The sequence below is a fragment of the Paenibacillus sp. GYB004 genome (genome assembly GCF_036577605.1).
Classification (GTDB): domain Bacteria; phylum Bacillota; class Bacilli; order Paenibacillales; family NBRC-103111; genus Paenibacillus_AB; species Paenibacillus_AB oceani.
Map to the genome: position 1 here is coordinate 12,040 of NZ_JARBDB010000057.1, position 26,434 is coordinate 38,473.

21 protein-coding genes and 1 riboswitch are annotated in these 26,434 nt (G+C 55.2%); of the genes, 11 read left to right on the top strand and 10 right to left on the bottom strand.

The window, feature by feature from the left end:
- Positions 1 to 130 precede the first annotated feature (130 nt).
- The 3 genes from PV433_RS23445 to PV433_RS23455 all read right to left on the bottom strand — a co-directional run bounded on the left by PV433_RS23445 (position 131) and on the right by PV433_RS23455 (position 3,220).
- Positions 131 to 1,522, bottom strand: coding sequence for an extracellular solute-binding protein (locus tag PV433_RS23445; protein WP_332074459.1), 1,392 nt, complete (start codon positions 1,520 to 1,522; stop codon positions 131 to 133).
- Positions 1,523 to 1,866: 344 nt separating this feature from the next.
- Positions 1,867 to 2,568 (bottom strand): DUF3221 domain-containing protein, encoded by a 702-nt coding sequence (locus tag PV433_RS23450; protein ID WP_332074460.1) that lies wholly within the window; start codon positions 2,566 to 2,568, stop codon positions 1,867 to 1,869.
- A 97-nt stretch (positions 2,569 to 2,665) separates the two neighbouring features.
- Positions 2,666 to 3,220 carry a helix-turn-helix domain-containing protein gene (locus tag PV433_RS23455; protein WP_332074461.1) on the bottom strand — a complete coding sequence of 185 codons (555 nt, stop codon included), beginning with the start codon at positions 3,218 to 3,220 and terminating at the stop codon, positions 2,666 to 2,668.
- A gap of 152 nt (positions 3,221 to 3,372) precedes the next feature.
- Here PV433_RS23455 and tdh point away from each other — a divergent pair, with 152 nt between their 5' ends.
- From tdh to PV433_RS23470, 3 genes are all read left to right on the top strand, one after another.
- Positions 3,373 to 4,416, top strand: coding sequence for an L-threonine 3-dehydrogenase (gene tdh / locus PV433_RS23460; RefSeq protein ID WP_332074462.1), 1,044 nt, complete (start codon positions 3,373 to 3,375; stop codon positions 4,414 to 4,416).
- A gap of 31 nt (positions 4,417 to 4,447) precedes the next feature.
- A complete protein-coding gene (locus tag PV433_RS23465) occupies positions 4,448 to 5,635 on the top strand; it encodes a glycine C-acetyltransferase (RefSeq protein ID WP_332074463.1) in 1,188 nt (395 codons plus the stop codon).
- A 290-nt stretch (positions 5,636 to 5,925) separates the two neighbouring features.
- Entirely contained in the window at positions 5,926 to 6,738 is an 813-nt protein-coding gene (locus PV433_RS23470) for a class I SAM-dependent methyltransferase (RefSeq protein ID WP_332074464.1), read from the top strand.
- A gap of 175 nt (positions 6,739 to 6,913) precedes the next feature.
- On the opposite strand, the gene PV433_RS23475 is transcribed toward PV433_RS23470, so the two are convergent.
- On the bottom strand, positions 6,914 to 7,654 hold the full coding sequence (locus PV433_RS23475; RefSeq protein ID WP_332074465.1) for a hypothetical protein: 741 nt from the start codon (positions 7,652 to 7,654) through the stop codon (positions 6,914 to 6,916).
- Positions 7,655 to 8,116: 462 nt separating this feature from the next.
- Between PV433_RS23475 and PV433_RS23480 the strand changes: the two genes are divergently transcribed.
- The 5 genes from PV433_RS23480 (at position 8,117) to queF (ending at position 13,088) form a co-directional block, all read left to right on the top strand.
- Complete coding sequence (locus PV433_RS23480) at positions 8,117 to 10,216, top strand: AMP-binding protein (RefSeq protein ID WP_442951568.1); 2,100 nt, start codon at positions 8,117 to 8,119, stop codon at positions 10,214 to 10,216.
- 333 nt (positions 10,217 to 10,549) lie between these two features.
- Positions 10,550 to 10,593: riboswitch (PreQ1 riboswitch) on the top strand.
- A 134-nt stretch (positions 10,594 to 10,727) separates the two neighbouring features.
- The gene (queC, locus tag PV433_RS23485; protein WP_332074467.1) at positions 10,728 to 11,396 is read left to right on the top strand and encodes a 7-cyano-7-deazaguanine synthase QueC; all 669 of its coding nucleotides are present in this window, start codon (positions 10,728 to 10,730) and stop codon (positions 11,394 to 11,396) included.
- Entirely contained in the window at positions 11,393 to 11,836 is a 444-nt protein-coding gene (locus PV433_RS23490) for a 6-pyruvoyl trahydropterin synthase family protein (protein ID WP_332074468.1), read from the top strand. Before queC ends, PV433_RS23490 begins: the two co-directional genes overlap by 4 nt.
- Positions 11,829 to 12,578: a 7-carboxy-7-deazaguanine synthase QueE gene (gene queE / locus PV433_RS23495; protein WP_332074469.1), complete on the top strand. Its 750-nt coding sequence runs from the start codon at positions 11,829 to 11,831 to the stop codon at positions 12,576 to 12,578. Before PV433_RS23490 ends, queE begins: the two co-directional genes overlap by 8 nt.
- 12 nt (positions 12,579 to 12,590) lie before the next feature.
- Complete coding sequence (gene queF, locus PV433_RS23500; protein WP_332074470.1) at positions 12,591 to 13,088, top strand: preQ(1) synthase; 498 nt, start codon at positions 12,591 to 12,593, stop codon at positions 13,086 to 13,088.
- A 306-nt stretch (positions 13,089 to 13,394) separates the two neighbouring features.
- Here queF and PV433_RS23505 read toward each other — a convergent pair whose 3' ends face one another.
- Together PV433_RS23505 and PV433_RS23510 are read right to left on the bottom strand one after the other, a co-directional pair.
- On the bottom strand, positions 13,395 to 14,366 hold the full coding sequence (locus PV433_RS23505) for a Gfo/Idh/MocA family protein (RefSeq protein WP_332074471.1): 972 nt from the start codon (positions 14,364 to 14,366) through the stop codon (positions 13,395 to 13,397).
- A 32-nt stretch (positions 14,367 to 14,398) separates the two neighbouring features.
- On the bottom strand, positions 14,399 to 15,418 hold the full coding sequence (locus tag PV433_RS23510) for a Gfo/Idh/MocA family protein (RefSeq protein ID WP_332074472.1): 1,020 nt from the start codon (positions 15,416 to 15,418) through the stop codon (positions 14,399 to 14,401).
- A 293-nt stretch (positions 15,419 to 15,711) separates the two neighbouring features.
- Here PV433_RS23510 and PV433_RS23515 point away from each other — a divergent pair, with 293 nt between their 5' ends.
- Positions 15,712 to 16,629: an AraC family transcriptional regulator gene (locus tag PV433_RS23515; protein WP_332074773.1), complete on the top strand. Its 918-nt coding sequence runs from the start codon at positions 15,712 to 15,714 to the stop codon at positions 16,627 to 16,629.
- Between the two features lie 63 nt (positions 16,630 to 16,692).
- On the opposite strand, the gene PV433_RS23520 is transcribed toward PV433_RS23515, so the two are convergent.
- The 3 genes from PV433_RS23520 to PV433_RS23530 form a co-directional block, all read right to left on the bottom strand.
- Positions 16,693 to 17,271: an NUDIX hydrolase gene (locus tag PV433_RS23520; protein WP_332074473.1), complete on the bottom strand. Its 579-nt coding sequence runs from the start codon at positions 17,269 to 17,271 to the stop codon at positions 16,693 to 16,695.
- A gap of 220 nt (positions 17,272 to 17,491) precedes the next feature.
- Positions 17,492 to 18,574 (bottom strand): glycoside hydrolase family 172 protein, encoded by a 1,083-nt coding sequence (locus PV433_RS23525; RefSeq protein ID WP_332074474.1) that lies wholly within the window; start codon positions 18,572 to 18,574, stop codon positions 17,492 to 17,494.
- 375 nt (positions 18,575 to 18,949) lie between these two features.
- A complete protein-coding gene (locus tag PV433_RS23530) occupies positions 18,950 to 20,191 on the bottom strand; it encodes a Gfo/Idh/MocA family protein (protein WP_332074475.1) in 1,242 nt (413 codons plus the stop codon).
- Between the two features lie 493 nt (positions 20,192 to 20,684).
- On the opposite strand from PV433_RS23530, the gene PV433_RS23535 reads away from it, so the two are divergent.
- Together PV433_RS23535 and PV433_RS23540 are read left to right on the top strand one after the other, a co-directional pair.
- Positions 20,685 to 22,442, top strand: a complete 1,758-nt coding sequence (locus PV433_RS23535) for an ABC transporter ATP-binding protein (protein ID WP_332074476.1) — start codon at positions 20,685 to 20,687, stop codon at positions 22,440 to 22,442.
- Complete coding sequence (locus PV433_RS23540; RefSeq protein ID WP_332074477.1) at positions 22,423 to 24,252, top strand: ABC transporter ATP-binding protein; 1,830 nt, start codon at positions 22,423 to 22,425, stop codon at positions 24,250 to 24,252. Before PV433_RS23535 ends, PV433_RS23540 begins: the two co-directional genes overlap by 20 nt.
- Before the next feature lie 116 nt (positions 24,253 to 24,368).
- On the opposite strand, the gene PV433_RS23545 is transcribed toward PV433_RS23540, so the two are convergent.
- Positions 24,369 to 26,366 carry a hypothetical protein gene (locus PV433_RS23545; protein ID WP_332074478.1) on the bottom strand — a complete coding sequence of 666 codons (1,998 nt, stop codon included), beginning with the start codon at positions 26,364 to 26,366 and terminating at the stop codon, positions 24,369 to 24,371.
- Positions 26,367 to 26,434: the final 68 nt, after the last annotated feature.

Below are 26,434 nucleotides of genomic sequence, written 5' to 3' on the forward strand. Positions count from 1 at the left end.
GCCGCTCCAAGTTGAACGGTTTATTTGGCATGTCGGTTCATGCAGCGGGCGAATCGGACGGAGCAGCAGCGCCAGCCGGTACAATTCCGCCGCATCCGCCGTACTTCTGCCTCTCCTCTGCCTCTCCCGCCTATTCCTTCCGGATATGAGCGCTTAATTGCTCGCTTACAAGCCGGCATAACGTTTCCTCATCGATAAATCGCGACCAGTACTGCTTCAACAGCCCCCAGAACACGACGAATCCTTCGCTCGTCAAGTTCAGGTCGCGGTGCGTTCGCATAGACGGCAGAATGTCGCGGAACAAGTCGAACCGGGACGGCCTGTTCCGTTCGTCCTCCACCTTCGTTTCTGCAGCAGACTTCAGGGACGGGATACTGAGCGTTTCGCTGCGGATGAGGAGCTGCCCCTCCGGGGAACCCAGAAAATCGACGAGCAACCGGGCTGCCTGCTTTTTATCCGAGCCCTTCCGGATACAGGCGCCCATCGATACCGCCAGTGTCCGGGGCTCCTGCAAGTAAGGCAGCGACGAAATATCGTAGCAAAGCCCGGAATGCTTCAATTCGTTCAAGCTCGTGTAGCTGGTCAAAATCATCGAAACTTTGCCTGTCATAAACAGCCGTTCAATATCGTCGTTGCTTTCCGACATAACCTTCGGAAACAGCTCCGCGTCATGTATAATCCGGTCATACAAACGGATGCTGTCCAGCATCGGCGTGCCGCTTATGTCGCATCGGCCGTCGCGATTTAGCCCGAGCTTCATGCCGCTTTGCAGCAAAAAGGCCGGCCACCGGTTGGCCGACAGCTCATAAAACACGAACCCGTACCGCTCTCCCGGCCTGGTGAGCTGCCGCGCATGCTCCAGACAATCGTCCCATGTCCAACTGCTGTCCGGTTCGGAAAGTCCGGCTTCGCGGAAATGTTCTTTGTTGTAACACAGCACGATCGGCCCGAACAACAGCGGCTGCGCATATTGGACGCCGTCCGCCGTAAACGTCTCGTTCAGGAAACGGTAATGCCCCGGCTCGGCCCCCAGCGGTTCCAGCAGTTGCACTTTGCCGCTATCCGTTATGTCCTGAAAATATTGGTTGTTGATTATAAATGCGTCAACCAGCCCATGGTCGACATACTCTTCGATAAACAGACGGGACTTTCCCGGAATCGTAATCGGCTGCACCCGGATCGAACGATATTTGCGCTGAAACGCCTCCAGCAGCCGGGATAAAGCCATATCCCGCTCCAGGCTGCTGTTGACGCCAAGCGTAACGGTTACGACCGACTGATGGACTGCTTCGGTAACCTGGTTGCCGACCCGGGGGATTTTACGGATCAGCTCTTCCTCCACCAGAATCGATAATCCTTGACGCACCGACTTGTTGCTCATCCCGAACGTCTCCGCCAAATCCGACTCGGATGGCAGGAAATCGCCCGGCGCATACTGTCCGCTAACTATCTCGTGTCTCAACTGATCGACCATCCGGTCCAAACGGACCCGGAATAAACGCTGACTTGTCTTCCCGCTCATTATGCTTACATCCTTCACCGGATCATTTTAATCGAAGCCTCTAAAATGATCATAGCGAAAACGGCAAAAAAAGTACAGCATTATGCTGTACTCGTCATTTTAATATGAAGAATGCATGTTCAGTAACACGATCATATATGAATTACGTTTACATCAATGAATTGAACTTGCCCCTGTTCCGGTGGGACTGCATGGGTCTAGATTCCAACCCGATTTTGCTTCACAGAACTACTGCTGCCGCTCCTGATTTTAATCGCTTGTATGGCTTTTATGGGCTTTCCAGCTTTCCCAGCAGCTTTCCCAGCTTTCCCAATTTTCCCTGCTTTCTATGCTTTCCCGTCTCATCATGAATCCGTAATCTCTATTTTAACTGCCGACGTTTTCCCGGGATACGACTGTAGCATTATGCCGGTCGACCAGGCCTTCACTTGTTGGCCTTCGGCCAGCTTGTCGAACGACAGCTTCTCGCCGCTCCCCTTTTTGGTGACGATGCCATCCTCGGTTAAGGTGACCCATACCGCAACGGGATCGTCGGTATTGCCGTTTTTTTTCGTTTCGTCCACAATAAGCACGCGCTCATTCTCGATTTTTTTAATTTTTCCCGTCACGTCCCCTGAACCGGTGCAGCAATGGCGGACTTCTAGCTTAAGCGGAAACGTTTCGCCGGCATAGGCAAACAATGATTGCCGGATCCGTTCTACCTCCTCTTCCGTGATTTTCTTCTCCACATCGTTGACACTTCGGATCGTCATCATCACCTCTTCCGCTCCAGAGCCGATAAGCAGTACCTGAATCGAGTACGTTTTGTGCAGCTCGTCGAAATGACTGGACAGCTTTTTTTGAATCTCAGCCAGTTTGGCCACCTTCGTCCGATCGATCTGGGCTGGAGCCGGTATCCCCTCCATCGGTTGATGGACTGGGGCTGGCTCGGGAACCGCAGACGTAGCCGCAGATTCGCTGCCGCACCCGGCAACAGCCCCGCTTAACAGCAAAGCCGCAAGAAGCATAAGCCATCGATTGCAATTTTTCAACCGATACGATTCCATTCTCTTCTCCTCTTCCATTTGGATGATTCTGGTACTCATAGAGACGATGGATGTCGTTGTAAAGTTGCAGCAGATGGGAAAAAACGGCTTCTCCTTATCAGAATGGATAACGAATAATCACCTGAAGCCAGGCTGGACGGTCCGACCGATTGACGTAAATATGTCCCTGGTCCGCATTAAACCGGACGGCATCTCCCTGCTCGACCGCATACACTTCATCCCCGATATGCAAATCCAGCGCCCCCTGCGTCACGATGACGAATTCCTCCACGCCTTCCTGGTGAGGCTCGGATTGATGGCTGCAGCCCGGTTCGACGGTAACGGTATATACTTCGAAATGCGTTTTCGCATCAAACGGAAACAGCGGATACGCCTTGTACCCTTCCGCTTCCTCCGTAATCGGCTCCAATTCGGCGAAACGGACCAGCGTTACCTGCGATGTCTCTTCTGCAATTAGTGTCGTCACCGAGATACGCAGGCCGTTGGCGATTTTCCACAGCAGGGAGATCGTCGGGTTGGAGTCGCCCCGCTCCACCTGGGCCAGCATCGCTTTGCTCACTCCGGTCAGCTCCGCCAATTTATCCAGACTGAGATCCCGCGACTTGCGGATCGATTTCAAGTTTTTGCCTACTTTAATCGGAATATGGTCCATTGGATACGGTCTCCTTTTTCCCAGAATAATCGTATATTATATTGTACAAAATAATTAATATATTGAAAAGATCATTGCTTGCCAAACCTGAACCATGTATACTATAGCATACAAAGATGCGTTATATTATATGATTATGTGGAGGAATGGACATGGGGGCAACTATGCAGGCATTAGTGAAGGAGAATCGCGCCTCCGGGTTAAGCTTGAAGCAGGTTCCGATTCCGACGGCGGGTCCGGACGAAGTATTGATTAAAGTCCGATCGTCTTCCATATGCGGAACGGACCTTCATATTTACAAATGGGATGCTTGGGCGGAAAGCGCTGTCGCGACGCCGAATGTGATCGGCCATGAATTTGCCGGGATCGTGGAAGCCGTCGGCGAGAACGTGTCGAGCGTAAAGCCGGGCGACCACGTATCGGCCGAAGGCCATGTCGTGTGCGGCGTATGCCGCGCCTGCCGCAGCGGGAATGCGCACGTCTGTCCGCATACGCGCAGCTTCGGCATTACGATTCCGGGCTGCTTCGCGGAATATGCGGTCGTACCCGCGTCCAACATCGTACTTAACGATCCGCGCCTGCCCTTTGAGCTGGCTTGTCTGCAAGATCCGTTAGGGAACGCAGTGCAATCGGTAATGGTCGGCGATATTTCCGGTAAAAGCGTAGCCGTCGTAGGAGCGGGGCCCATCGGATTGATGGCGGTGGCTGTAGCCAAAGCGTGCGGGGCGTCTCAAGTCATCGCGGCGGATATCAACGACTTCCGGCTCCAAATGGCGAAAACGATGGGGGCGGATCACGTCGTGAACAGCCGCACGGAATCGCTTGCGGACCAGTTGAAAGCGTTAACCGGGGGCGACGGCGTCGAGGTGCTGCTGGAAATGTCCGGCCATCCCGACGCCATCCGTCAAGGGCTGGAAGGTACGGCCAATGCCGGCCGGGTCTCCCTGCTCGGCATTCCGGCGTCCGGCGTGGAGCTGGATTTGGCCCGGAACATTATCTTCAAAGGGCTGCGGCTGGACGGCATCACCGGCCGCCGGATGTATACGACCTGGTACCAGGTCAAGGGGCTGCTGGAAAGCGGCAGGCTCGACTTGTCACCACTTATCACGCACCGGTTCCGCCTGGAGCAGTACGAGGAAGCGTTTGAGCTCGTACGCAGCGGCAACTGCGGCAAAGTGATCTTTATGCACGCCTAACCGATTTCTATGACGAGGGGAGATTCCACCTATGCCGACATCGACATTTGATTATCTAAACGAAGAGCTGGAGCGGCTCCGCAAGGAAGGCATGTATCGGCTGCCGACCGTATGGACCAGCGCATCGGGGCCGTGGATGGAGACGGGCGGACGCAAGCTGCTTCAGCTGTCATCCAACAATTACTTAGGCTTCACCGGGCATCCCGACATTCAAGCGGCGGCGATCGAAGCGATTAACCGGTATGGCGCTGGAAGCGGATCGGTCCGGACGATTACCGGAACGCTGGACATCCACGACGAGCTGGAACGCGAGCTCGCCGATTTTAAAGGAACGGAAGCGGCGCTTGTATTCCAGTCGGGCTTTACAACGAACCAGGGCGCATTGTCCTCCCTGCTCGGTCCGGACGAACTTGTCATCAGCGACGAGCTGAACCATGCCAGCATTATCGACGGCATCCGGCTGACCAAAGCGGCCCGGGCGATTTATCCGCACAAAGATATGGACCGGCTTGAGCAACTGCTGAAGGAAAACGGAGGCCGCAAGCGCACGTTTATCGTGACCGACGGCGTATTCAGCATGGACGGCGATATCGCCCCGCTGCCCGCTATCGTGGATCTGGCGGAAGCTTACGGCGCCTACGTATACGTGGACGATGCGCATGCGAGCGGCGTGCTCGGCCGTAACGGCAAAGGCTCGACCGACCATTTCAATCTGCATGGGCGTGTTCACGTTCAAGTCGGCACCTTGTCCAAAGCGGTCGGAGTCGTCGGCGGGTACGTGGCCGGAGCCGATGTGCTGAAACGTTACCTCATTCATAAAGGACGTCCGTTTCTGTTCAGCACCTCGCATCCGCCGGCAGTTGCCGCCGCCTGTCTCGCCGCGATCCGGCTGCTGCGCAAAAGCCAGCCGCTGATCGACCGGCTGTGGGACAACGCGACCTTTTTCCGGACGCGCCTGCAGGAGGAAGGCTTCGATACCGGCGGTAGCGAGACGCCGATTATCCCTGTCCTGATCGGCCAGCCGGACAAGACGGCAGATTTCTCGCGGCAGCTGATGGAGGAAGGGATCTACGCCCAGGGCATCGTGTACCCGACGGTGGCGATGGACAAAGGCCGCGTTCGCTGTATCGTGACCGCCGCCCATTCGAAGGACGACTTGTCGTTTGCGGTGGAAAAGATCGTCGCGGTTGGCAAGCGGACCGGCGTGTTGAAGGGGTAATTTCCGCACAGTGTAAGTTTCGAACGGCATACATGAACATAAGCAGCGGGCGTATAAGGCGCGCCTGATTCCCTTCCCTACCCTGACATACGCTGTCAGGGTAGCTGCTTTTTTGCCGCTGCTCCGTACGGTGCTGCTGGTTGTTGATTTTTTCACGGGGGCGGTCATATCTGCGAGCTCAAAACAACGCCGGACGGCTGATTGTAGACAGATTGGAATTGTTCAACGAAAAACGGTATAGTATTTGGGGTTAAACGCGCAGGGAGAATGTATATTGGGGAGGCGGCGGCATGGACAACAATTCCGTTCATAAAACAAACGTGATAGGCGCTGGCGAGGTTGGCCGCGCCAGCTCGGTCGACATGGACAAAACTTCGGTTTATACAACCAACAGCTTCTACTGGGATACCCATGGAAACGACTTCTTGGGAGCAATCGTGCTGCCTTTATATGGAGCATTTGTCTCAGAGGAAAAATACCGGCTCTTTGGCGATGTCTCCGGGAAAAAGATGTTGGAGATTGGTTGTGGTAACGGTCAATCTTTGCAATATCAGGGGGAACGCAAGGCGTCTGAACTATGGGCCGTGGATCTGTCGGAAAAACAAATCGAAAAGGCAAAACAGCATTTGGAAGCATGCGGTCTGTCAGCCAAACTGATCTGTTCTCCCATGGAAGAAGAATGCGGCATACCGGTCGATTATTTTGACGTTGTTTATTCGATTTATGCCATAGGCTGGACGACCGACCTTGAAGGCACCTTTTGCCGGATCGCTTCTTACCTTAAAAAAGACGGCGTATTTATTTTCAGCTGGTCTCACCCGATACATAAATGCGTTGTTGCAGAAAATAATAGGCTTACTTTCAAAAAGTGTTATTTCGATGAATCCTGGTATTCGGTTTCTCTGGATGATGGTGCGCTGACCTTATCGGACCGTAAACTATCCACCTATGTGAATGCGTTGGCAAAAGCGGGATTTGTCATTGAGCAAATGATCGAGGAATCGGATGATGAGATCATGCAAGTACGCGGCGATAACAGCGATTTTGCCAAAAAAGCAAAGATGCTCCCTGTAACGTTTGTAATCAAAGCAAGAAAACTGTAAGTCTTGTCTCACAGCCTTTGCCTCCTCCATTCCACAGCCCATAAGAGTAGTGCAAAAGCTGCGACAGATAGCAAATCGACCACACACTTCATCCTGTATCGTTGTCCCGGGTTTCCGTCCATTTCTGCTTCGGCGGCTTCAAGGCGAGGTTGTTTTTCTATTTCGCGTCCTTAACCTAACGCCTTGATATCCTCCGCTGCCTGCGATAGTTCCACGGTTCGGCTGCAAAAATTGGTGTAAGATTCTCCGTTTTTATCATACGTATATACCATATAGCGCTTGCCTTCTTCAAACGCGAACCCGCAGCTGCCGCCGTTGCTGAAAACGATCGTCCGGGACTGTTCGGTCCCCTTCCAGACCTGATCCACTGCCAGTACATTGACGCGTCTGCCGATCGTATGGCGTGCACGGCTCTTACCGCACCCGGAAGTTCCGGGAACGACATCGCGAGCATCACAGCTGCTCCGTCCGATGTTACAGCGTCGTCGAACGAGTAGCCGAACACGAAGTCTCCGACTTGGGGAAAAACTGGATCGCTATGAAAAGAGGCGCCTTCATCTGTCGATCGGTATACATGCAGCCCAAGCCTCTCTTTCGTACCGCCGCGCTGCGCATCTACATACATGTAGACGGTTCCGTCCGGCATCCGCAGAAGCTCCGGATTTTGGTTGATCCGTCCGGGAGTCTCGTCAACCGTATACACGGATACGACTTCCTTCTGCACCGGGTCAAAAGTCAGCACCTCCAAGGGAGCGCCCGCTTCAAGCGCATGTTGGGTCCCGTTTTTGTAGGCGATAATGATGTTCCCGTCACCCGATTCGAGTATCGAAGGAAAGGCGTAATAACGTTGTGATTCCGCCCCGCTGTCGTTGCCGATCAGCACTTGCTTCTGTTTGTACACCGGTACGTGGTTCATATCCATCCCCCTGAAAAAAGTAAAGTTCCGCCCTTTGACTTTAATCGTGTATTCCGCCTTGAATCCCGCTTCCTTCCAATTCTTTTCGTTACGGATTCGCACCCCGGCCGCTGCCCCTCCCTGTTTTGCCGGTAGTTTAATTGTAAATTCTTTATTCACTATTAGCAATTAAATTTTATTATACGAAATACACTCATACACTCATACAAATTATCGTTTACTCTTGAACTTCGCCCTTACTTTCCCAGATTGAATATGCAAATTTTCGATTTCCACATCCTCCTCCACATCCTCCATTTTCTTATCGCCGGACATGCTTTGCGAACATACATTCCCGGTACTACTCGAATCTAGTACTTTCCAATTGACTAAATTCACGTACAATAAGATTAAGACCAGGTCATAAAAAGACCCAACCTGGAAAGCGGCGCAACCGCCGCCATATTGGAGGAGATGATCACCGTGAAGGTGGCATTCACTTTACTTCGTTTCGTCCTGTTCCGTCTGTTCCGGGTACGATTCCGCGGACTGGAGCAGTTGGATTCCTCGCAACCCGCGCTGCTTCTGCCAAACCACGTCTCGCTTCTGGACGGCGTATTTTTAATGCTCGCTTTGCCCCGCGATGTCGTGTTCGTCGTGAATACGCAGATTGCCAAACGGTTCGCCCCGCTGCTGCGGTTTTGCAAGATCGTTACGGTTGATCCGCTCAATCCGTACTCGGTCCGCCATATGATCAAAGTGGTGCAAAAAGGCTCGCCTCTCGTCGTTTTTCCGGAAGGCCGGATTACGACTACGGGCGGACTGATGAAGATGTACGGAGGCGTCGGGTATATCGCCTTGAAAACGGGGGTCCCGATTCACCCTGTCGCCATAAACGGACTGGAGCAGTCCAACATGTCGTATATGAAAGGGTTGATCAAACGCCGCCTGCTCCCTCCGGTCGCCATCACCGTCGGCAAAGCGTATCGGATCGCTTCCGATCCCGAACGTTCGGTCAAAATCCAAAAGGAGCAGGCTGCCGGGCAAATCGGCCGGCTGCTGCAGCAGGAGCTGTTCGACAGCCGGATGAAGCCGGAAGTGAATTTGTTCGACGAACTGACAGCGGCGGCCGCAAGGCATGGCAGCGGGTTTCCGGCCTGCGAGGACGCCACCCAGCAGCTCAGCTACAAGAAGCTGCTGCTCGCTTCTCATGTGCTGGGGCGCAAGCTGGTCCCCTTGCTGAAGGACGAACCGAACGTAGCGCTTCTGATGCCGAACGCTTGCGGACACGTCGTCGCATTGTTCTCGCTGATCCGGATCGGCAAAACGCCGGCCATCCTGAATTTCTCGAACGGCCCCCAGCAGCTGGCGGAAGCGTGCGAGACCGCGTCAGTCCGGACGGTGCTGACGTCGCGTCAATTCGTGGAAAAAGCGAAGCTCCAGCCGCTGATCGAGCTGTTCGAGGAACGCTTCACCGTCTTGTACCTGGAAGACGTGAGAAGTACCGTTACGAAGGGCGACAAGCTGCGCGGGCTGGCCGATTACATTTTCCGTGCAAAAGCCGCTCCCGGACCGAACGAGGTCATCCTGTTCACATCGGGCAGTGAAAGCAAGCCGAAGGGTGTCGTGCTTAGCCATCGCAATCTGTTCGCCAACATTCAGCAGGCCCGCTCGGTCATCGACTTTACGTCGAAAGATAAAGTATTCAACGCCATGCCGATGTTTCACTCGTTCGGCTTGACGGCAGGTACGATGCTGCCGCTGCTCAGCGGAATAAAGCTGTTTCTGTACCCGAGCCCGCTCCACTACAAAGTGATCCCGGAGCTGGTGTACACGAGCAATTCGACGATCCTGTTCGGCACTTCGACGTTTCTTGCCGCTTACGGCAAAGCCGCGCATCCGTACGATTTCTACTCGCTGCGGTATGTGGTAGCCGGTGCGGAGAAGCTGAAGGACGACGTCCGCCAGCTGTGGTACGACAAATTCGGCATCCGTATCCTCGAGGGCTACGGCACGACCGAAACCGCGCCGGTGCTGGCGCTGAATACGCCGATGGCGTTCAAGCGAGGATCGGTCGGACGCCTGCTGCCTGGAATCGAGTGCCTGCTGGAGAAAATTCCGGGCATTGACGGCGGCAACCTTCACGTTCGCGGCCCGAACGTGATGAAAGGATATTTGCTGCACGGCCAAGGATTCGTCCCTTGTCCGGACTGGTACGACTGCGGCGATGTCGTCGATATCGATGCGGACGGTTACGTGACCGTCTTGTCCCGCCGCAAACGGTTCGCCAAAATCGCCGGAGAGATGGTGTCGCTGGGCGCCGTCGAGGAGATGGTCGCCTCCTGCTTCCCCGATCTGGCGGCCGCCGCCGTCAGCGTCCCTGATTCGCGCAAAGGCGAGCGGATCGTGCTGTTCCACACGTCGCCGGATCTGACGATCGGCACGCTGAAGGAGAAAGCCCGGGCGCTTGGCGGCTCGCCGCTGCTGCTTCCGTCCCAGCTCCGGTTCGTCGACAAGCTTCCGGTACTGGGGAGCGGTAAACCGGACTACTTGACGCTGAAACAGTGGGCGGAGGCGGAGTAAGACGCGAAGCAGCCCCGTGCCTAGCGGCCTGTGCGGCCGCAAAACCTGCAAAGGGCAGTTCCAGACCGACTATCGGCTGACGGACCGGTCCTGATGATAGGCAAAGACGCTTCCAAAACCGCGGGTATGCGGGGGATGGAGGCGTCTGTTTGTTTGCAGGGGGATTTCGGGCGTCTTAACCCCTTGCTTCCACGCAGGAAGGATTTTATGCAAGCGAACCGGAACCGCCATCCATAAGCCCCCTATTCCCTTCCTCACGCTTCTGTGCTATAGTACGTGAGAAAAACTAAAGAAGAATTCCGGTCGGATGTTCTGCCGCAAGCGGCGGGAGCCCCGGGAGAGGTTCGCGAACTCCCTCTATAAAAAACTATCCGGAAACGATGGCCCCGTTCAGGTATCGTCGTTTTTTGCGTTCGGTGCGAATCGGCTTTGCCGTGTTCGCGCCGTTTCTTTAGTTCAGGGAAATTTGCACGGATCTCGTTCTTCTCGAATCAGAGAGGGAGATGCCCGAATGAATCAATCGAAAGCCGTCGTCGTATTCAGCGGCGGACAAGACAGTACGACCTGCCTGTTCTGGGCGTTGGAGCGGTTTGGCGAGGTGGAAGCCGTCACGTTCGATTACGGCCAGCGGCACAAGCTGGAGGTAGAAGTTGCCGCCGCGATCGCGAAAGAGCAAAACGTCAGACATCATGTGCTCGATATGAGTCTGCTCGGTCAGTTGGCCCCGAATGCGCTGACCCGGGACGATATCGCCATCGAGCAGAAGGAAGGCTCGCTGCCGACCACGTTCGTGGACGGGCGCAATTTGCTGTTTCTTTCGTTCGCCGCCATCCTCGCCAAGCAGATCGGAGCGATGCATATCGTGACCGGCGTGTGCGAAACCGACTTTAGCGGTTATCCGGATTGCCGGGACGTTTTTATCAAATCGCTCGGCGTAACGCTTCATCTGGCCATGGACTATCCGTTTGTAATCGAAACCCCGCTTATGTGGCTGAACAAAGCGCAGACCTGGGAGCTGGCCGACCGGCTCGGCGTCCTGGAGTATGTCAGACAGCGGACGCTGACGTGCTACAACGGCATCGTGGCCGACGGCTGCGGGGAGTGTCCGGCTTGTACGCTGCGCAGAAACGGGCTGACCGAATTTTTGACCAAGCAAGGACGGGAGGGCGCCTCCCGATGATGCAGCAGGTTTATCCCGCAGCGATTCATTCCTATACGTACGAATTGAATAAAGATATGCAGTTTGCGGCAGCGCACTACATTCCGACGGATGAAGCGGGGCGATGCCGGAAGCTGCACGGCCATACGTATTTCGCGAACATTACGGTAGCCGGAGATACGCTTGATCCGGCCGGCTTCCTGGTCAATTTCTCCAAGTTGAAGCAGCTTATTCACGACAGGTTCGATCATTCCGTGCTGAACGAGGACGCTGAGAGCTTTAGCAGCGACGATTCGAACCGGTTTCCGACGACGGAGGTCGTCGCGCGCACCATTTGCGAGATCGTGCAGCGTTATTTGGACGGGATGGGCAATGACGCCCGCTGCCTCCAGGTGTACTTGCGGGAAACCCCGACCAGCTACTGCATCTATCGGCCGAAAGCGGTGTCCGCCCATGAATAAAAGCCCGGATAGAACGGATGGAAGGCGCATTCCCGTTATCGAAATCTTCGGTCCCACGGTCCAGGGCGAGGGCAGCGTAATCGGGCGCAAGACGATGTTCGTCCGCACGGCTGGATGCGACTACAGCTGCGCCTGGTGCGACTCAGCCTTTACTTGGGACGGGAGCGGCAAGGCGGATATTCGTCCGATGACTCCGCACGAAATTGGCGAGGAGCTTCGGCGGATCGGCGGCGAAACGTTCGGACATGTGACGATCTCCGGCGGCAATCCCGCCCTGCTGCCCCAGCTCGCCGGGCTGATCGGACTGCTCCGCGAACGCGGAATCCATGTGGCGCTGGAAACCCAGGGCAGCAGGTGGCAGGACTGGTTTTGGGACATCGACGATTTGACGATTTCGCCGAAGCCGCCCAGCTCCCGCATGGAGACCGATTGGAAGGTGCTGGATGACATCATCGCCAAATTAACGGAGAAGCAGCGGCACTTCAGTTTGAAAATCGTCGTATTCGACGACGAGGACTTGCACTATGCGGCGGGCGTGCATGAACGGTATCCGCATATTCCGTTTTATGTGCAGGCGGGCAACGACCGGTTGAGGGAAGCCGAGCCGGAACGGCTCCTTCCGTATTTGCTGGAACGGTACCGCTGGCTGATCGAACGGGTAATGGAACATAACGGGCTCAAGCAAGTTCATGTGCTTCCCCAGCTTCACACCTGGGTATGGGGCAACAAAAAAGGGGTTTGAGGAGGCGTACGCATGGCAGGAAGAACGGAAGACGAACTTCAGGGCATCACACAGCTCGGCAATCGGGGAACCGACTACCGGTTCGGCTACTCGCCCAATATTTTGGAAGCCTTCGATAACAAACATCCGGGGCGCGACTATTTCGTCAAATTCAACTGTCCCGAATTTACGAGCCTGTGTCCGATGACCGGCCAGCCGGATTTCGCGACACTGTATATCTCCTACATCCCGGACCTCCGCATGGTGGAGAGCAAGTCGCTAAAGCTGTATTTGTTCAGCTTCCGCAATCACGGCGATTTCCACGAAGATTGCATCAACATCATCATGAACGACCTGATCGCGTTGATGGGGCCGAGGTATATCGAGGTATGGGGCAAATTCACGCCAAGAGGCGGCATCTCCATCGACCCGTACTGCAACTGGGGACGCCCCGGCACGAAGTATGAGCATATGGCGGAGCACCGGCTGCTGAACCATGACCTGTACCCGGAGAAAGTCGACAATCGATAAAGGTGGCGGCGGCGCTCTGGCGGGCGACATCCGGCGGGTGATATACGCCCGGTGTTTGCCGGGTGATGTATACCTAGTGGTGTGTGCCTAGAGGTGTGTGCATGGTAATGAACATCCCTTATTACGCCGAATGTGACTGGATGTGCGCCAAAGGTTGGACAGAGTCGGGAGTCGTTGGAGATAAGAGCTGATGCGACTGGACGGGGCTCTGAATCATTAAAAACAAAGAACCATCCCTCCCGTTACTAACAAACGGGCCGGATGGTTCTTCTATTAGGCGCGCCGCACCGGATACGCGAGGCAGCGTTACAGCGTCACCTTCGAGCCCAACTCCGCAGCGCGATGGGCCGCCAGCGAAAACGCCAGCGTCTGCATGCCGTCCGCGTAGCCGCACAAAATCGGCTCGCGCGAGCCGGTTGCAACGGCCTCGATGAACGCTTTATCCTGCTCGAGGCTCGGATCTTGCGTCGACGTAAGCGTCACCTTGTCTTCCTTATCGACGATCGTTAACGTTTTCCCGTTCCCGGTCAAATGAACGAAGAAGTCGGGGCCGAAAAACTTAACTTCCGATCCGCCGTGATGCGGCGATACACACGACTCGGTAATCGTCCCGACCGCACCGTTCTTCAGCGAGAACGTGACGGCGCCGGCGTCCGCAATCGTAGCGTCGGGGAATACGCCCGCAATCGAATTGCTGCCGAACTGGGCGGTCACGTCCCGGTAGTCGCCGGCCAGAAACCGCACCATATCGACCTGATGCGTAACGGCGTCGGCCAGATGGCCGCCGGACATGCTCTGCGTTCTCCACCAGAGCGCCGGATGCGTCGTGCCGAAGCGCTGCGCCTGCACGAGATGGATCGTCCGTCCTTGCAAATATTCCTTGGCCTTAAGCACCGTATCAAAGTATCGCAAACAGTAACCGACGGAATGAATAATGCCCGATTCGGCAATCGCCTTCTCCTTGCGCTGCACCGTCTCCAGATCAAGCCCGAGCGGTTTTTCCACGAAGACGTGAATCCCTTTTCTCGCCGCCCGCTCCTCCAGATCGTCTCTGGCGAATTGAGGCGTGCAAATAAAAACGGCATCGATCTCGTTCGAATTGAGCAGCGAATCGACGTCGTCCGCCGCGCTGGCCCCAACCGACTCGGCCGCTTGTACGGCGCTTTCCCGGTTCACGTCATAGATGCTGACGATGGTGGCCTGCTCGATTTTTTGCAGCTTGCTCAAGTGGCTCCGGGCAATGCCGCCCGCGCCGATCATTCCGATTTTTACACTCATGGATTCTCTCCAGCCTTTCCTACCGTATATAGTTATCTTGCCAATGGCAATATGACGCTTTTGCCGGTCTCGATCGACTCGTCGATCGCAAAGCTGACTTCCATCGACTTGTAGGCGTCGGCAAATTCGCATTTCGTAGCCGTATTGTTGCGAACCGCCTGCACGAAATCGTCGATCTCATCGGTGAACGGATGGTGCGAGACGTCTCCGCTGTCCGGCAAAATTGTAGGGATCGTGGCGTAATCGGTTTGTCCGGGCAGCTTGTGAGTGAACAGCTGGTTGTTCATAATCGCCCCCTTCTCGCCGAGCAGATGGACGTTGAACTTGTACGGCGTCTTGCACTCGAGCGACGACGATACTTTGCCGATGCCCCCGTTCTTCAGCTTGAGTATGGCAATCGCGTTCGGGTCGAACTCGTACTCCGAATCCGCCCATGTGCGGCAGCCGTAAGCCGTCACCTCGGTAATGTCCCCTGCGAAGAAACGGACGGCGTCGACGGCATGGCAGCCCGCCGACAGCATGCTGCTGCCGCCTTGCGCCTTCGTCTTGCTCCACTTGTATTGCACATATTTCGGACCGACATGATGCCAATAATCAACTTGCGCCATGTAGACGCGACCGATCGCATCGTCGTCGATAAGCGATTTCGTGTTCGTAAACGACGGGTTCCATCGGAGCACGAAGCTGACCGCCGTCCTCACCGGATTTTTCTCGATCGCCTCCGCCATGCTCCATAAGCCGGCACGGTCCATCGCAAGCGGCTTCTCCAGCACGAGGTGCTTGCCGTAACGGGCGGCGATCACCGCCTGCTCCGGTCTCGAATCCGGCGTGGAGCAGAGCACGACCGCGTCGACGCTCGAATCTTTGACCGCTTCCTCGAAATTGTCGGTCACGCGTGCCTGAATGCCCATAGACGCAAGCTTGGCTTTCGCATGCTCCGTGTTCCGGCTGACCACAGTCGCCACTTCTGCATCGGATCTCGACGAAATCGCTTTCAAATACTCTCCAGCTACCCACCCTGTTCCAACGACAACAAAACGCAGCAATCCCATACGGACTCCTCCTATTAATGGTAGTCGGTTCTATCGAACAATCCGTCAGGCTAGTCTAAGATGCGTCTCTTTTCCTTATTATAGGAAACGAGATGTGAATTTGGAGTGAAACAAATGTTTATATCAAACATTCATATGTTTCTTTTTAACATATTAACACGAATTTCGCCGAGGAACCACGATTTTTTTTCCATTTTATTTGTCAACCCTACCATTTCGCTATAAGATATTATCAGAGATTCATCGATAGTCCCTTGGATTTGTCTCGAAAGGAGAAGAGCCGCTTGAGTTACGTGAAGTTCGAACTGCGCGAGGATTTGGCGGTACGGAGACTGATCACTTTTTTTTACAGGGAAATGCCGAAAGACTACTTCTTCGAAGGAGAGCGGCACGACTTCTGGGAAATCGTGTATGTGGACAAAGGGGAGTGGGACGTTACGGTAGACGGGGCTCCTTTTCATCTGGAGCAGGGCGACCTCGTCTTCTACGGCCCGAACGAATTCCACCGCGGAGGCGCTGCGTTAAAATCGACGCCGAATGTCATCATTCTTACATTCGAATGCGACAGCCCCGCCATGGACTACTTCGCCGACAGCCGGGTGTTCCGCCTCGACGAGAAGGAACGGAGCATCTTCTCCAGCCTCGTGAAGGCCGGCCTGGAATCGTTCGATCCGCCGATCGATTCGCCGCGCATGCGCAAGCTGAATCGGCGCGAAGGCGCTCCGTTCGGAAGCGAGCAGCTGATCCGCAACCATCTGGAAAATCTGCTTATTCATCTGATCCGCCGCAAGCAGGTGCCTCACGCTCCGGAGAAGCTGAAGCCGGTATCGGCTGTGAAGGAAAATAAAGAGCTGGAGATCGCTACGGATATCGTGGAATATATGAAAGCGAACATGTCCGAGGATTTGACGGTCGAGGAGCTGTGCCGGAAATTCCAGATCAGCCGGACGAATCTGAAAACCGCCCTGAAGCAGCAGACGGGGCAAGGCGTGCTGGAGACGTTCAACCAGTTGAAGATCGAACGGGCGAAGGTGCTCATCCGCGACGAACGGCACAATTACACGGAAATCGCCGAGATGCTCGGATACAGCAGCATCCATTATTTCTCGCGGCAGTTTAAGAAAATAACGAACATGACGCCGACCGAATACGCCCGCTCCGTGAAGCTGCGCGCGCTGGACGACCAGTCGGGCTGCTGGGACCTGATATGACGAGCAGGCTGCGCCAATCGTGCCTTCACGATTAACCGCAGCCTGCCGTTTTTACACGCGTTATTAACGGCTTGTCCGCGTCGGCACCTTGAACAGCCCGGCATGACGGAATTGCGGCTCGTTCTCGTCATCTTTCTCCAGCCCGCCGGTCTGACCATTAAAGGCGATATCCGCAAGCCATTTTGTAAATGGAGCGACGTTCATTCCGGCGATCTCCTCCGGACTGAAAAATCCGGCTCCATCGACCTCGAACTGGTCCGGCACAGGCTCCCCGCTCACGTATTCCATCTCGAAGGCGATGTAGACGTTATGAATATCCCGGGGCTGATCGCGCACGGCGACGATGCCTATGGTCCGGGCTTCCACGCCCGCCTCCTCCTTCACCTCGCGCTCGATCGTGCTGTGGATCGGCTCGTGCTGCTCGATGTAGCCGCCCGGATTGGTCCAGTAGCCTTTGCCCGGCTCCTGCGCCCGGCGGACGAGCAGCATCTTCCCGTCGCGCACGACCAGCGCTCCGACTCCGACGCTATAAGAACCCCAGTGCACAAATGAACAATTCGGGCAAGCCTGCCGTTCTTCGCCGTCGATCACTCTTACTTCCAGGTTGCTTCCGCAGCTGGCGCAATACTTTACCATGGTCATAACTGGTCCATTCCCCTTCTCCTGCACCTGTATAGGGCGGTATCGTGCAGTCGGCGATAGCGGTCCGCCTGCGTGTTCATGTTCTACTCTACTACACGATCCGCCGGATGCCTAGATACAAAATGTTTGATTGAAACATGCAAAAACGCCAGGCTCCCGTACGCCTGGCGCTTTACCGATACTTGATGGCCTGGATGGCACGCCGCCCGCTCTCTAACCTTTATATCACTTCCAGCTCATCCTTCGAAGGCAGCGGTTCCCAAGGGACGTGCGGCTCCGCCTGGTACCAGTAAGCCGTCGAGGCGATATCGTCCTGCAGCGGCAAATACCGGCCCTCCGACCGCCAGCCCAGCGCCTGAATCGTGACCCGCAGTTCCTCCTCGAACCGGATCGGGTCCATCACATGCCAGCGGTACATGCCGAACCGCTGCTGGCTGCGGTACAAGCCGTCCGGCTTGACGACCTGGTGCATGCCGAGAAAAGGAGTCGAATACGTGCCGTATTCGCCCTTGGGCTGTTCCCAGTTCCACGCGCCGCCGAAATAATCCTCCGTCCCCGTGCCGCAGATCGTCGGGAAATCGGTATCGCCGTCCATATAAAACTTGATCTCCCCTTCGCCGAACCAGCCGTTGTTGTTCGATTGCCAGGCAAGATACGTGCCGACGTAATGCCCGTGCCCGCGCACGCCGTCCAGCAGCGTATGAACGTCTTTATACGGAAGCGGGTTGCTGCGGCGCCACCGCGCATGGAAGTACGCAGCATCGTCCGGCACCTCGGTCAGCGTATAGTCGATCTGGAAATAGAGCACCTGCTCCTTATCGCTCCGATTCTCCATCGTGATCGTCGCCGACTTCCGGAACGGCATCTCCCAGTAGCAATTCATTCCTCCCGCCGGATTAACCGCCACCGGCAGCGAATTGACGTTGCTGCGTTCGCACCAGCCGTTGCAGAAAAAGTCGCCGACCGGCGCTTCCACCGAAGGCTGCTCCTCCCCGTCCCAATACATGCGCAAGATCATCGACCGCCAAGCCGCCGGGAAGCAGGTCATCCAGATATGCTGGATCGCGCCAGACTCCCGGATATCCGCCAGCGTGAAGGTCGAACCGGCCGGGATGCGGATCGAAGGCGACACTTTCCACCCTAACCCGAGATCGCGGGCGGCCTCCTTCCCGGTTCCTTCCGTCGCCATGCCGGCTTTTCCTTTTTCGCCCGTACCATTTTCCGCGCTGATCGATCTTGTCTTCGCCTTCGACAACCTGGACAGTTGTCCAAGTCCCATACCCAGTCCGTGAAACGGCTGCATCTGGTTATCCTCCTCCGCGATCTCGCGAGTATTCGTCCACCTCCACTGTACCGGATTTGGCGAGGTTTGGATTTAGCCCGGATTGGCCTTTAGTTAACCGAAATTGCTTTTTTTGACCAGGCGCTGGCTGCCGGAGGGCACGACTTTGGCGCTACAGCGGCGACCGGCGAGCAATTAAATATGAACGCTCCCAGCTTTTTAGTCGCCCGAACGAAATACAAGCCCAAATAATCGCCTTACCGATTACCCGGACCTTCGCCGGCTATGTGCCGGTTAGCGCGGAAGCTCCCGGCTTCCAAAAACAAAGGCTGTACCTCCTGCCGCTCACAGCGGCTTCGGGTACAGCCTTTCGTTATTAATGAAAAGAAAGTCCGATCAGTCGTTAAACAACGACTCGTCTACTTGATCCAGCCTATATTTACCCACCGGACCCGGCGTTCGGTTGATCCATTTGCCCTTCGTAAAGTCGGGGATGCTAACCGGGGCGCTGCCCAGCGCAATCGAATCCTCGGAAAGCACGGTAATTGCCATCCACACCGCCGTGTCGTAGACGTCGATCGGCGTGTCCGTTCCATTTTTGACGCTTTCGGCGAAGGCGCGCAGCACGAGATGGTCCATGCCGCCGTGGCCGCCTTTGACCCCGTCGCGCAAAAACTGCTTCCAGATCGGATGCTCGTATTCTTCGCGGTAGCCATCGAACGATTCCCACTTGTGGTGCGGACTTCTGCCCTCGATATGAATCGAGTTGTTGTCCTCCGTCCACAGCCCTTTCGTCCCTTGCACCCGGCCCGCCCGGGAATACGGACGCGGCAGCGTCGTATCGTGAATGACCGAGATCGTTTCGCCGCCGGCGCATTTGATCATCGTCGTGACGATATCGCCTTGGGCGAACTCCGTTTTAGCAAGCGGATCGTTTTCTCCGAACTTGTCCGTCGCCCACTGGCGGATGCCGCGCGCTTTCGAAGACATCGAGGTCAAGGTCATCAGACGGTTGCCGCGGTTAATATTCAACACTTTGGACACCGGGCCGAGTCCGTGGATCGGATACAGCTCGCCGTTACGGTGCAGGTAGTTGCGGTAGCGGTTATGGCGGTTCTGTTCGCCGAGCGCCACCTCGTCGCGCAGGTCATGCTCGTAGCCGCACTGGCAATGAATCAGCTCGCCGAACAGTCCTTGCTTAACCATGTTGAGAACAGCCAGCTCTTCCCGGCCGTAGCAGCAGTTTTCCAGCAGCATGCATGGCATCCCGGTCTGTTCCGAAGTCCGGACCAGCTCCCAGCACTCTTCGAGCGAAGCGGCTCCGCCGACCTCGATCCCCGCGTATTTGCCGGCTTTCATAGCCGCGATTGCGATCTCGGCATGCGTAATCCAGGTTGTGGCGATAATAACGCCTTGTATGTCGTCACGGGCAAGCAGCTGCTTGTAGTCCGAATACCCTTCCGCCTTCGGTCTTCCCGTTTCCGCTACGATGTCCAGAGCCTTCTGCAGACGGTCCTCGTAAGGGTCGCAGACGGCCGGTATTTCGACATCGTCCATAACCAGAAGGTTTTTGAGCAAACCTCTTCCTCTTCCGCCAAGTCCAATTACTCCCAATTTAACCTTTGACTGTGTTTGCATAAGCGATCCCTTCCTTTCAGGGCTAGTTTATAAAACGACAAAATCACACACATTCAATCTTACCCGAAACCATATGATCGATCAATGCTCAAAAACAAACATTTTGCACCAAGGAAACGGTCGTCTCTTTGACTAGCTTACGATTCCACCGAAAATAAAAGCCCTGCCGTTTATTTGAATACGGCAAGGCTTCTCGCCTCTATCTTCTATATAAACGGACCGGACGCCGCTTCTTGCGCCGCGCCGCATCGGCTCGGGGCTTCCGAACACTTCAAAATCCCGCGTCAAAGAGCGGATTGTTCCCGAATTCATCCGAGGATGCAGGTAAGTGCCGAATTCGATAGAAATTGTTGGCTGGGTGTCGAATACCGGTTGAATACAGCCGCACAACTCGTAATATCGCGTCTTGCGCCCTTAGAGGCGGATGAAAGTTTATGCATACGCCAGTATAATGAACTTTTGAAACGAAATCCGATACGGGAAGTGGTCCAGGTTGCAATCTCCACGCGTGCTCTATTCCTATTTACGATCGCACTGGTATGTATACGCTTTCGCGATCTTGTCCATCACCGTGGCGAACGTTGTGCAAGCTTTTTACCCGCGCGTCCTCGGACAATTCACCGATACGCTGCAGGCGGGAGGCATTAGCCGCGAGGCGATTGTCGATGCCAGCCTGAAGCTGCTGTTCATCGGGATCGCATTTGGTCTCCTCGCCGGACTCGGGCAGTACATCATTATGCGGCTCGGGAGAAAATTCGAGTTCGTGGCGCGCGGCAAGCTGTTCACCAGATTCACCACGTTGAGCGAGCACTACTATTCGAAGCACGGAGTCGGCAAGCTGCTCAGCTACGTCATGAACGACGTCACCTCCGTCAGGGAATCAATCTCGATGGGCGTCAACCAGACGACGAACGCCGTCATCCTGATCGTCTCCGTCCTTGTGATGATGACGCTGAGCTCGATCCCGGTATATCTCATCCTCGTCTGCATGATCCCGCTGCTGTTCATTCCATGGGTCGTCGTCCTGTTCGGCCCCCGGGTTCGCGGCCGGTCGCTTAAGGTGCAGGAATCGCTGGCCAAAATGACGGAAACGGCCGAGGAGCAGTTCGGCGGCATCCGCGTGACCAAAAAGTTCGCCGTCGAGCCGATCATGCGCGCCCGGTTCGGGCGTACGGTCGACACGATCGTCGACAATCAGCTCCGGCTCGTCCGCCTGTCGTCGATGTTCCAGGCGCTGCTTCCGTTTCTAGGCGGTTTGTCGCTGATCATCGCGATCGCCTACGGCGGGTATTTGACGATTCAAGGCTCGATTACGATCGGCAGCTTCGTCTCGCTGACGCTGTACCTGCGGATGATCGTGAACCCGCTCCAGCAGATCGGCAACGTCATCAACACGATGCAGCGTTCGCGCGCTTCGCTGGAGAGGCTGAACAACATGCTCGCCGTGCAGCCGGACATTCAGGAAAGCCCCGATGCGAAAGCGCTGGACGCCGCCTCGCCGGAACTTCGGATTCGCGGCTTGTCGTTCTCGTACCCGGGAGCCGGCCAGGAAGCGCTGCGTAACATCAGTCTGACCGTACCGCATGGCAAGACGCTCGGGATCATCGGCAAGACCGGAAGCGGCAAAACGACGCTCGTCAAGCTGCTCCTCCGGGTATACGAGCCTCCGCACGGAACGATCTCGATCGGCGGCCTCGATATTCGCGGCGCTACGCTGGAAAGCCTGCGCACGTTTATCGCGTACGTCCCCCAGGACGGCTTCCTGTTCAGCACTTCGATCCGCGACAATATCGCCTTCTCCGACCGGAGCTCGGGGATGGAGCCGGTCGAGCGGTCGGCAAGGCAGGCGCAAATCTACGACAATATCGCCGATTTCCCCGACGGGTTCGAGACGAAGCTCGGCGAACGGGGCATTACACTGTCGGGCGGCCAGCGGCAGAGAACGAGTCTCGCCCGCGGCTTCCTGAAGGACGCGCCGATTCTGATCCTCGACGACAGCGTCAGCGCGGTCGACGCCGTGACGGAGACGAATATTATCGACAACCTCCACTCGCAGCGCCGCGGCAAGACGACGATTATCATCGCGCATCGGATTAGCGCAATCAAGCATGCGGACGAAATCGTCGTTCTCGACAAAGGAACGATCGTCCAGCGGGGAACGCACGAGCAGTTGATGAAGCAGAACGGTCTGTACGCTTCTTTGTATGCCATCCAGGAGGAGGGAACGCGCTATGCCGAAGGAAAAGGCTGACCCGAGCAAGCCGGCGGAAGAAACCGCCAGCCCTTATAACGCCAGCAAGGAAGACCGGCGGGCCGCCTTCCGCGCCATGCTGGCGTACGCCAAGCCGTTCCGGCTGCGGTTCGCGCTCATTTTCCTCTGTACGCTGCTGGCCATCGCGGCCGACCTGCTCCAGCCTTATCTGGTCAAAATCGCGATCGACGACAACCTGATGGCCGGCAAAAACGACTTCGGCATGCTGCTGGTCATCTGCGGCATTTATTTGTTTTTCGTCATTATGGGCCTCGTCTTTACGTATTTGCAAAACAATATGCTGCAATATGTCGGGCAAAACATCGTCGCCCGCATCCGCAAGGAACTGTTCGAGCATATATCGAAGCTGTCGATGTCGTTTTTCGACCGGTTCCCGAACGGAAGCCTCGTCACCCATGTGTCGAGCGATACGGAGACGCTGAACCAGTTTTTCACGCAGGTGTTCTTAAGCCTGATGCGCGACGGTATGACGCTGCTGTTCATCATTGCGCTCATGTTCCATCTCGACCCGGTGCTGGCCGGCTACAGTATGCTTTTGCTGCCGATCATCGCGGGCATCGCCATCGGGTTCCGTTCGTATATGCGCAAAATTTACCAGATCGCGCGCACGCAGCTGTCGAGACTGATCGCCTTCACCGCGGAAAATCTCGCCGGCATGAATCTCATTCAGGCGTTTCATCAGCAAAAGGAACAGCAGCAATCGTTTGACGGGCAAAACAAAAAGTATTTTAAAGCCAACGTCCGCGAAGTTCAGACAAACGTGTTCTTCAATCGTTCGTTCGATATTCTCGGCAACATGTCCGTTGCCTTCATCGTCTGGATCGGCGGTATGGCCGTCTTCGAGCGGACAATGGAATTCGGGGTGCTGTACGCGTTTATTACGTATATCCGGCAGTTTTTCCAGCCGATCAACTCGATTACGCAGCAGTGGAATACGCTGCAGGCGACGACGGTCTCGATGGACCGGCTGTGGCGGCTGTTCTCGATCAAGCCGGCGGTGCAGGACCCGGAACGTCCGAAGCCGCTTGCGGCGGAGTCGGTTCAAGGGAGAATCGACTACGACAACATCCATTTCGGTTATGTGGAAGGCGTCCCGATCTTGTCCGGCCTCGATCTGCATATCCGCCCCGGCGAGATGATCGGCATCGTAGGCGCAACCGGCGCCGGCAAAAGCTCGCTGATGAGTCTGTTGTGCAGGTTTTACGACGTGCAGCAGGGGAGCGTTAAAATCGACGGGACGGACGTCCGCGACATCCCGCAGGCTTCCCTTCACCGAATCGTCGGACTTGTGCAGCAGGAGCCGTTTCTGTATTCGGGATCGATCGTGGACAACGTGCGGCTGTTCGATGAGCGGATCACCCGCGAGGAGGTGGTGGAAGCCTGCCGGTTCGTAGGAGCCGACCCGCTCATCACCCGCCTCAAGGACGGCTACGACACGATGCTGTCCGAGCGGGGGAGCGGCTTGTCTGCGGGCGAGCGGCAACTGATCTCGTTTGCGCGCATCGTCGTGTTCAAGCCGAGCCTGCTCATCCTCGATGAGGCGACCGCCAATCTCGATTCCCATACCGAGCAATTGGTCCAGGCGGCGCTTCATATCGTATCCAAGGGCAGAACGACGCTTGTCATCGCACACCGGCTGTCCACGATCATGCAGGCCGACCGGATCATCGTCATGCGGCAAGGCGCGATCGTCGAGGAAGGCACGCACGAGCAGCTGCTGGAGAGCAAAGGTTATTATGAGGAGCTGTACAGCCATTCGCAGGGCGTTCCTGCGGCGGCCTGCCGCTAACCGCTGTCGGGCTTCTCGTTTTAAAAAACCTCCGTCTCCCGCGTTTTATAAGGCGGGGACGGAGGTTTTGGGTGTTGTACGCGCGTGTCCGCTCTGATTCCTCTTATATTCCTGTTTCATAGCATTTCTTCTCGGTATCCGATTATCGCTGTCCCTGCTTGTGATGGCGAGGACACTACATTCCCTGCTGTATCGTATACTTCCGTTCGAAGAGTCCTGCCGGCAATAGACGTACCGTTCGTTGTCAAAAGTTGACCGACTAAGAGCTCTCGATTCACGTGATCTGCAGTGTTCGTATCCACATCGACAAACGTATCACCGAGTATAAATCTTACAAAACCATAGGATGATTTTTTTGTCGTCACGATAATGCTGAATATTTGCGTCATGACCGGCATGATGCAATGCGTTTCGTTATTCAGATAGCTCATGCCGGATGATTTCCGCCATTTCCCGATTTTGATCTGGCTGTGCCCTAAGGCGGATAAATCAAAATCGGTGAAGTAATTTCTGTCGAATACGAATTTATTGCTATTCGGAAGTCCTTGCCATGAAACGGAAGTCGAATTCGTGTTCTTGACGATAACAGGCGGGACGGGATCGAATTGTTCCTCCCGATGGCTTCCGTATGGAACCGTGATGCCATCGGCCCTTTCGTATGCCAGCATATCCGATAAGTCTCTGGTAAACATGCATCCGTCCAACTTGACGGAGTATTTACGTTTTACCGTTCGGTTTGTATTGTCGCGGTAAGCAACTTTTATCCCTCCATGAATATGACAGTTATAGACGTTTATAATTGCGTTTCCTCGTTGAATGAAGGCGTAGGATGCCGGATCGGGAAGTCCGCCAGCCGTTTGAATGAGATTGTAAATATCGATGATGCCAAAATCAGCATCAACGATGGTTATTTTCTTGTTTGATGTCGTTTCTAAGCGTGATGGCAAAATCTCGAATTGAGATGTTGCACCTGCTACCCCGTTATCCTCTCCATCTAGCCGATCCGTCTTTAGTATCGTTTGATTGTCGCCTTTCGCCAATAATTCACATCCGGATACGGAAAAACCGCTCCCGTGTTTGCGAATATGGAAAAATATCGCATGATCAACGTAATTGACAAACGAGGTTTGGATGAATCTCTGCGAAACAGCTTCCAGATTTTCCGTATATAATCCTTCCTTAAATTGGCGAAATTCGCAAGCGTTAGTGTACAAGCGGTCCCCGAGATTCGTTCCGAAGTATTGGAAAAGTCGTTTTAAGCCGATTGTTTTCAACAGCTCGGAATCCAGTCCGACCGGTTCGATTTGAACGAAATCGAATTCATGGATCGTTGTTGCATTGCGACCCGGATTCGCGATATTGGAGTAAAAAACACCTTTGTCCACGCCCATATTGCATGGCACGACCGTAAAACGGCTATATTTCTGCCTAGTGAACGTTTCATGAGACTCGATAAATCGGTCGTCAGCCGAATGGATATTCCATAAAAACGAAGACATTTGCCCGTCGACGAACCAGTTTTGCCTGGCATACGTTCCGGGATCTCCCGATGCTGTCGACCGGGGTCTCGTCGTTCCGAGCGGATTATCGCCTGACACTACCGTAAATGTATTTGCAGGCAATGCGAATGTAAATCCGCCGCTGAATGTCACATACAGATTCGGTTGGAAGGCTGCGGATTGCAAATAACTGCACGTTGCTTTTACGGCAATCGTGTCGTCGTTGCCATTGGCCGGAGAAGTCGATTTGCTAGGCCGGATTCCATTATGGTAAGCCCCAAAATACGCAGGGAACACCATACCGTCATGCTGTAAAATCCAGCACCCCTCGCCGGCCGCATCCGTTTCTCCAATACCGTTCAAATAATCTTCCAAATTATTGTTGAACGGTACCGAGGGCGATATGACAGTCCCCCCATTATGGCTTCCCTTGCCGGCATTGGAGACGAATTTGTACCAGCCATAAAACGGATAGGATCCCTGGTGATGGGATGCAACGAATTTTAAATCCCCGTCCGAACCCGGCGTCAGATCAACCGCATAATGTTCAACGATATTGTTGTGAATATGGCTTCGGCTGCCATTGCCATTATCAGTTGGAGATTCGTTCTTCATGGCGGAAACTCCTACTACAGCGCCAAATAAAGAGAACGCTCCTGCGATTCCGGCTGATTTCAACAATA

What these genes read in the sequence shown, in the direction of transcription:
- PV433_RS23540 (WP_332074477.1), top strand. Translation starts at nt 22,423, where the DNA reads ATGCCGAAGGAAAAGGCTGACCCGAGCAAGCCGGCGGAAGAAACCGCC.
- PV433_RS23530 (WP_332074475.1), bottom strand. Translation starts at nt 20,191, where the DNA reads ATGCAAACACAGTCAAAGGTTAAATTGGGAGTAATTGGACTTGGCGGA.
- queE (WP_332074469.1), top strand. Translation starts at nt 11,829, where the DNA reads ATGAATAAAAGCCCGGATAGAACGGATGGAAGGCGCATTCCCGTTATC.
- PV433_RS23505 (WP_332074471.1), bottom strand. Translation starts at nt 14,366, where the DNA reads ATGAGTGTAAAAATCGGAATGATCGGCGCGGGCGGCATTGCCCGGAGC.
- PV433_RS23470 (WP_332074464.1), top strand. Translation starts at nt 5,926, where the DNA reads ATGGACAACAATTCCGTTCATAAAACAAACGTGATAGGCGCTGGCGAG.
- PV433_RS23510 (WP_332074472.1), bottom strand. Translation starts at nt 15,418, where the DNA reads ATGGGATTGCTGCGTTTTGTTGTCGTTGGAACAGGGTGGGTAGCTGGA.
- queC (WP_332074467.1), top strand. Translation starts at nt 10,728, where the DNA reads ATGAATCAATCGAAAGCCGTCGTCGTATTCAGCGGCGGACAAGACAGT.
- PV433_RS23445 (WP_332074459.1), bottom strand. Translation starts at nt 1,522, where the DNA reads ATGAGCGGGAAGACAAGTCAGCGTTTATTCCGGGTCCGTTTGGACCGG.
- PV433_RS23520 (WP_332074473.1), bottom strand. Translation starts at nt 17,271, where the DNA reads ATGACCATGGTAAAGTATTGCGCCAGCTGCGGAAGCAACCTGGAAGTA.
- PV433_RS23490 (WP_332074468.1), top strand. Translation starts at nt 11,393, where the DNA reads ATGATGCAGCAGGTTTATCCCGCAGCGATTCATTCCTATACGTACGAA.
- PV433_RS23450 (WP_332074460.1), bottom strand. Translation starts at nt 2,568, where the DNA reads ATGGAATCGTATCGGTTGAAAAATTGCAATCGATGGCTTATGCTTCTT.
- tdh (WP_332074462.1), top strand. Translation starts at nt 3,373, where the DNA reads ATGGGGGCAACTATGCAGGCATTAGTGAAGGAGAATCGCGCCTCCGGG.
- PV433_RS23545 (WP_332074478.1), bottom strand. Translation starts at nt 26,366, where the DNA reads ATGAAGAACGAATCTCCAACTGATAATGGCAATGGCAGCCGAAGCCAT.
- PV433_RS23465 (WP_332074463.1), top strand. Translation starts at nt 4,448, where the DNA reads ATGCCGACATCGACATTTGATTATCTAAACGAAGAGCTGGAGCGGCTC.
- PV433_RS23475 (WP_332074465.1), bottom strand. Translation starts at nt 7,654, where the DNA reads ATGAACCACGTACCGGTGTACAAACAGAAGCAAGTGCTGATCGGCAAC.
- PV433_RS23525 (WP_332074474.1), bottom strand. Translation starts at nt 18,574, where the DNA reads ATGCAGCCGTTTCACGGACTGGGTATGGGACTTGGACAACTGTCCAGG.
- PV433_RS23455 (WP_332074461.1), bottom strand. Translation starts at nt 3,220, where the DNA reads ATGGACCATATTCCGATTAAAGTAGGCAAAAACTTGAAATCGATCCGC.
- queF (WP_332074470.1), top strand. Translation starts at nt 12,591, where the DNA reads ATGGCAGGAAGAACGGAAGACGAACTTCAGGGCATCACACAGCTCGGC.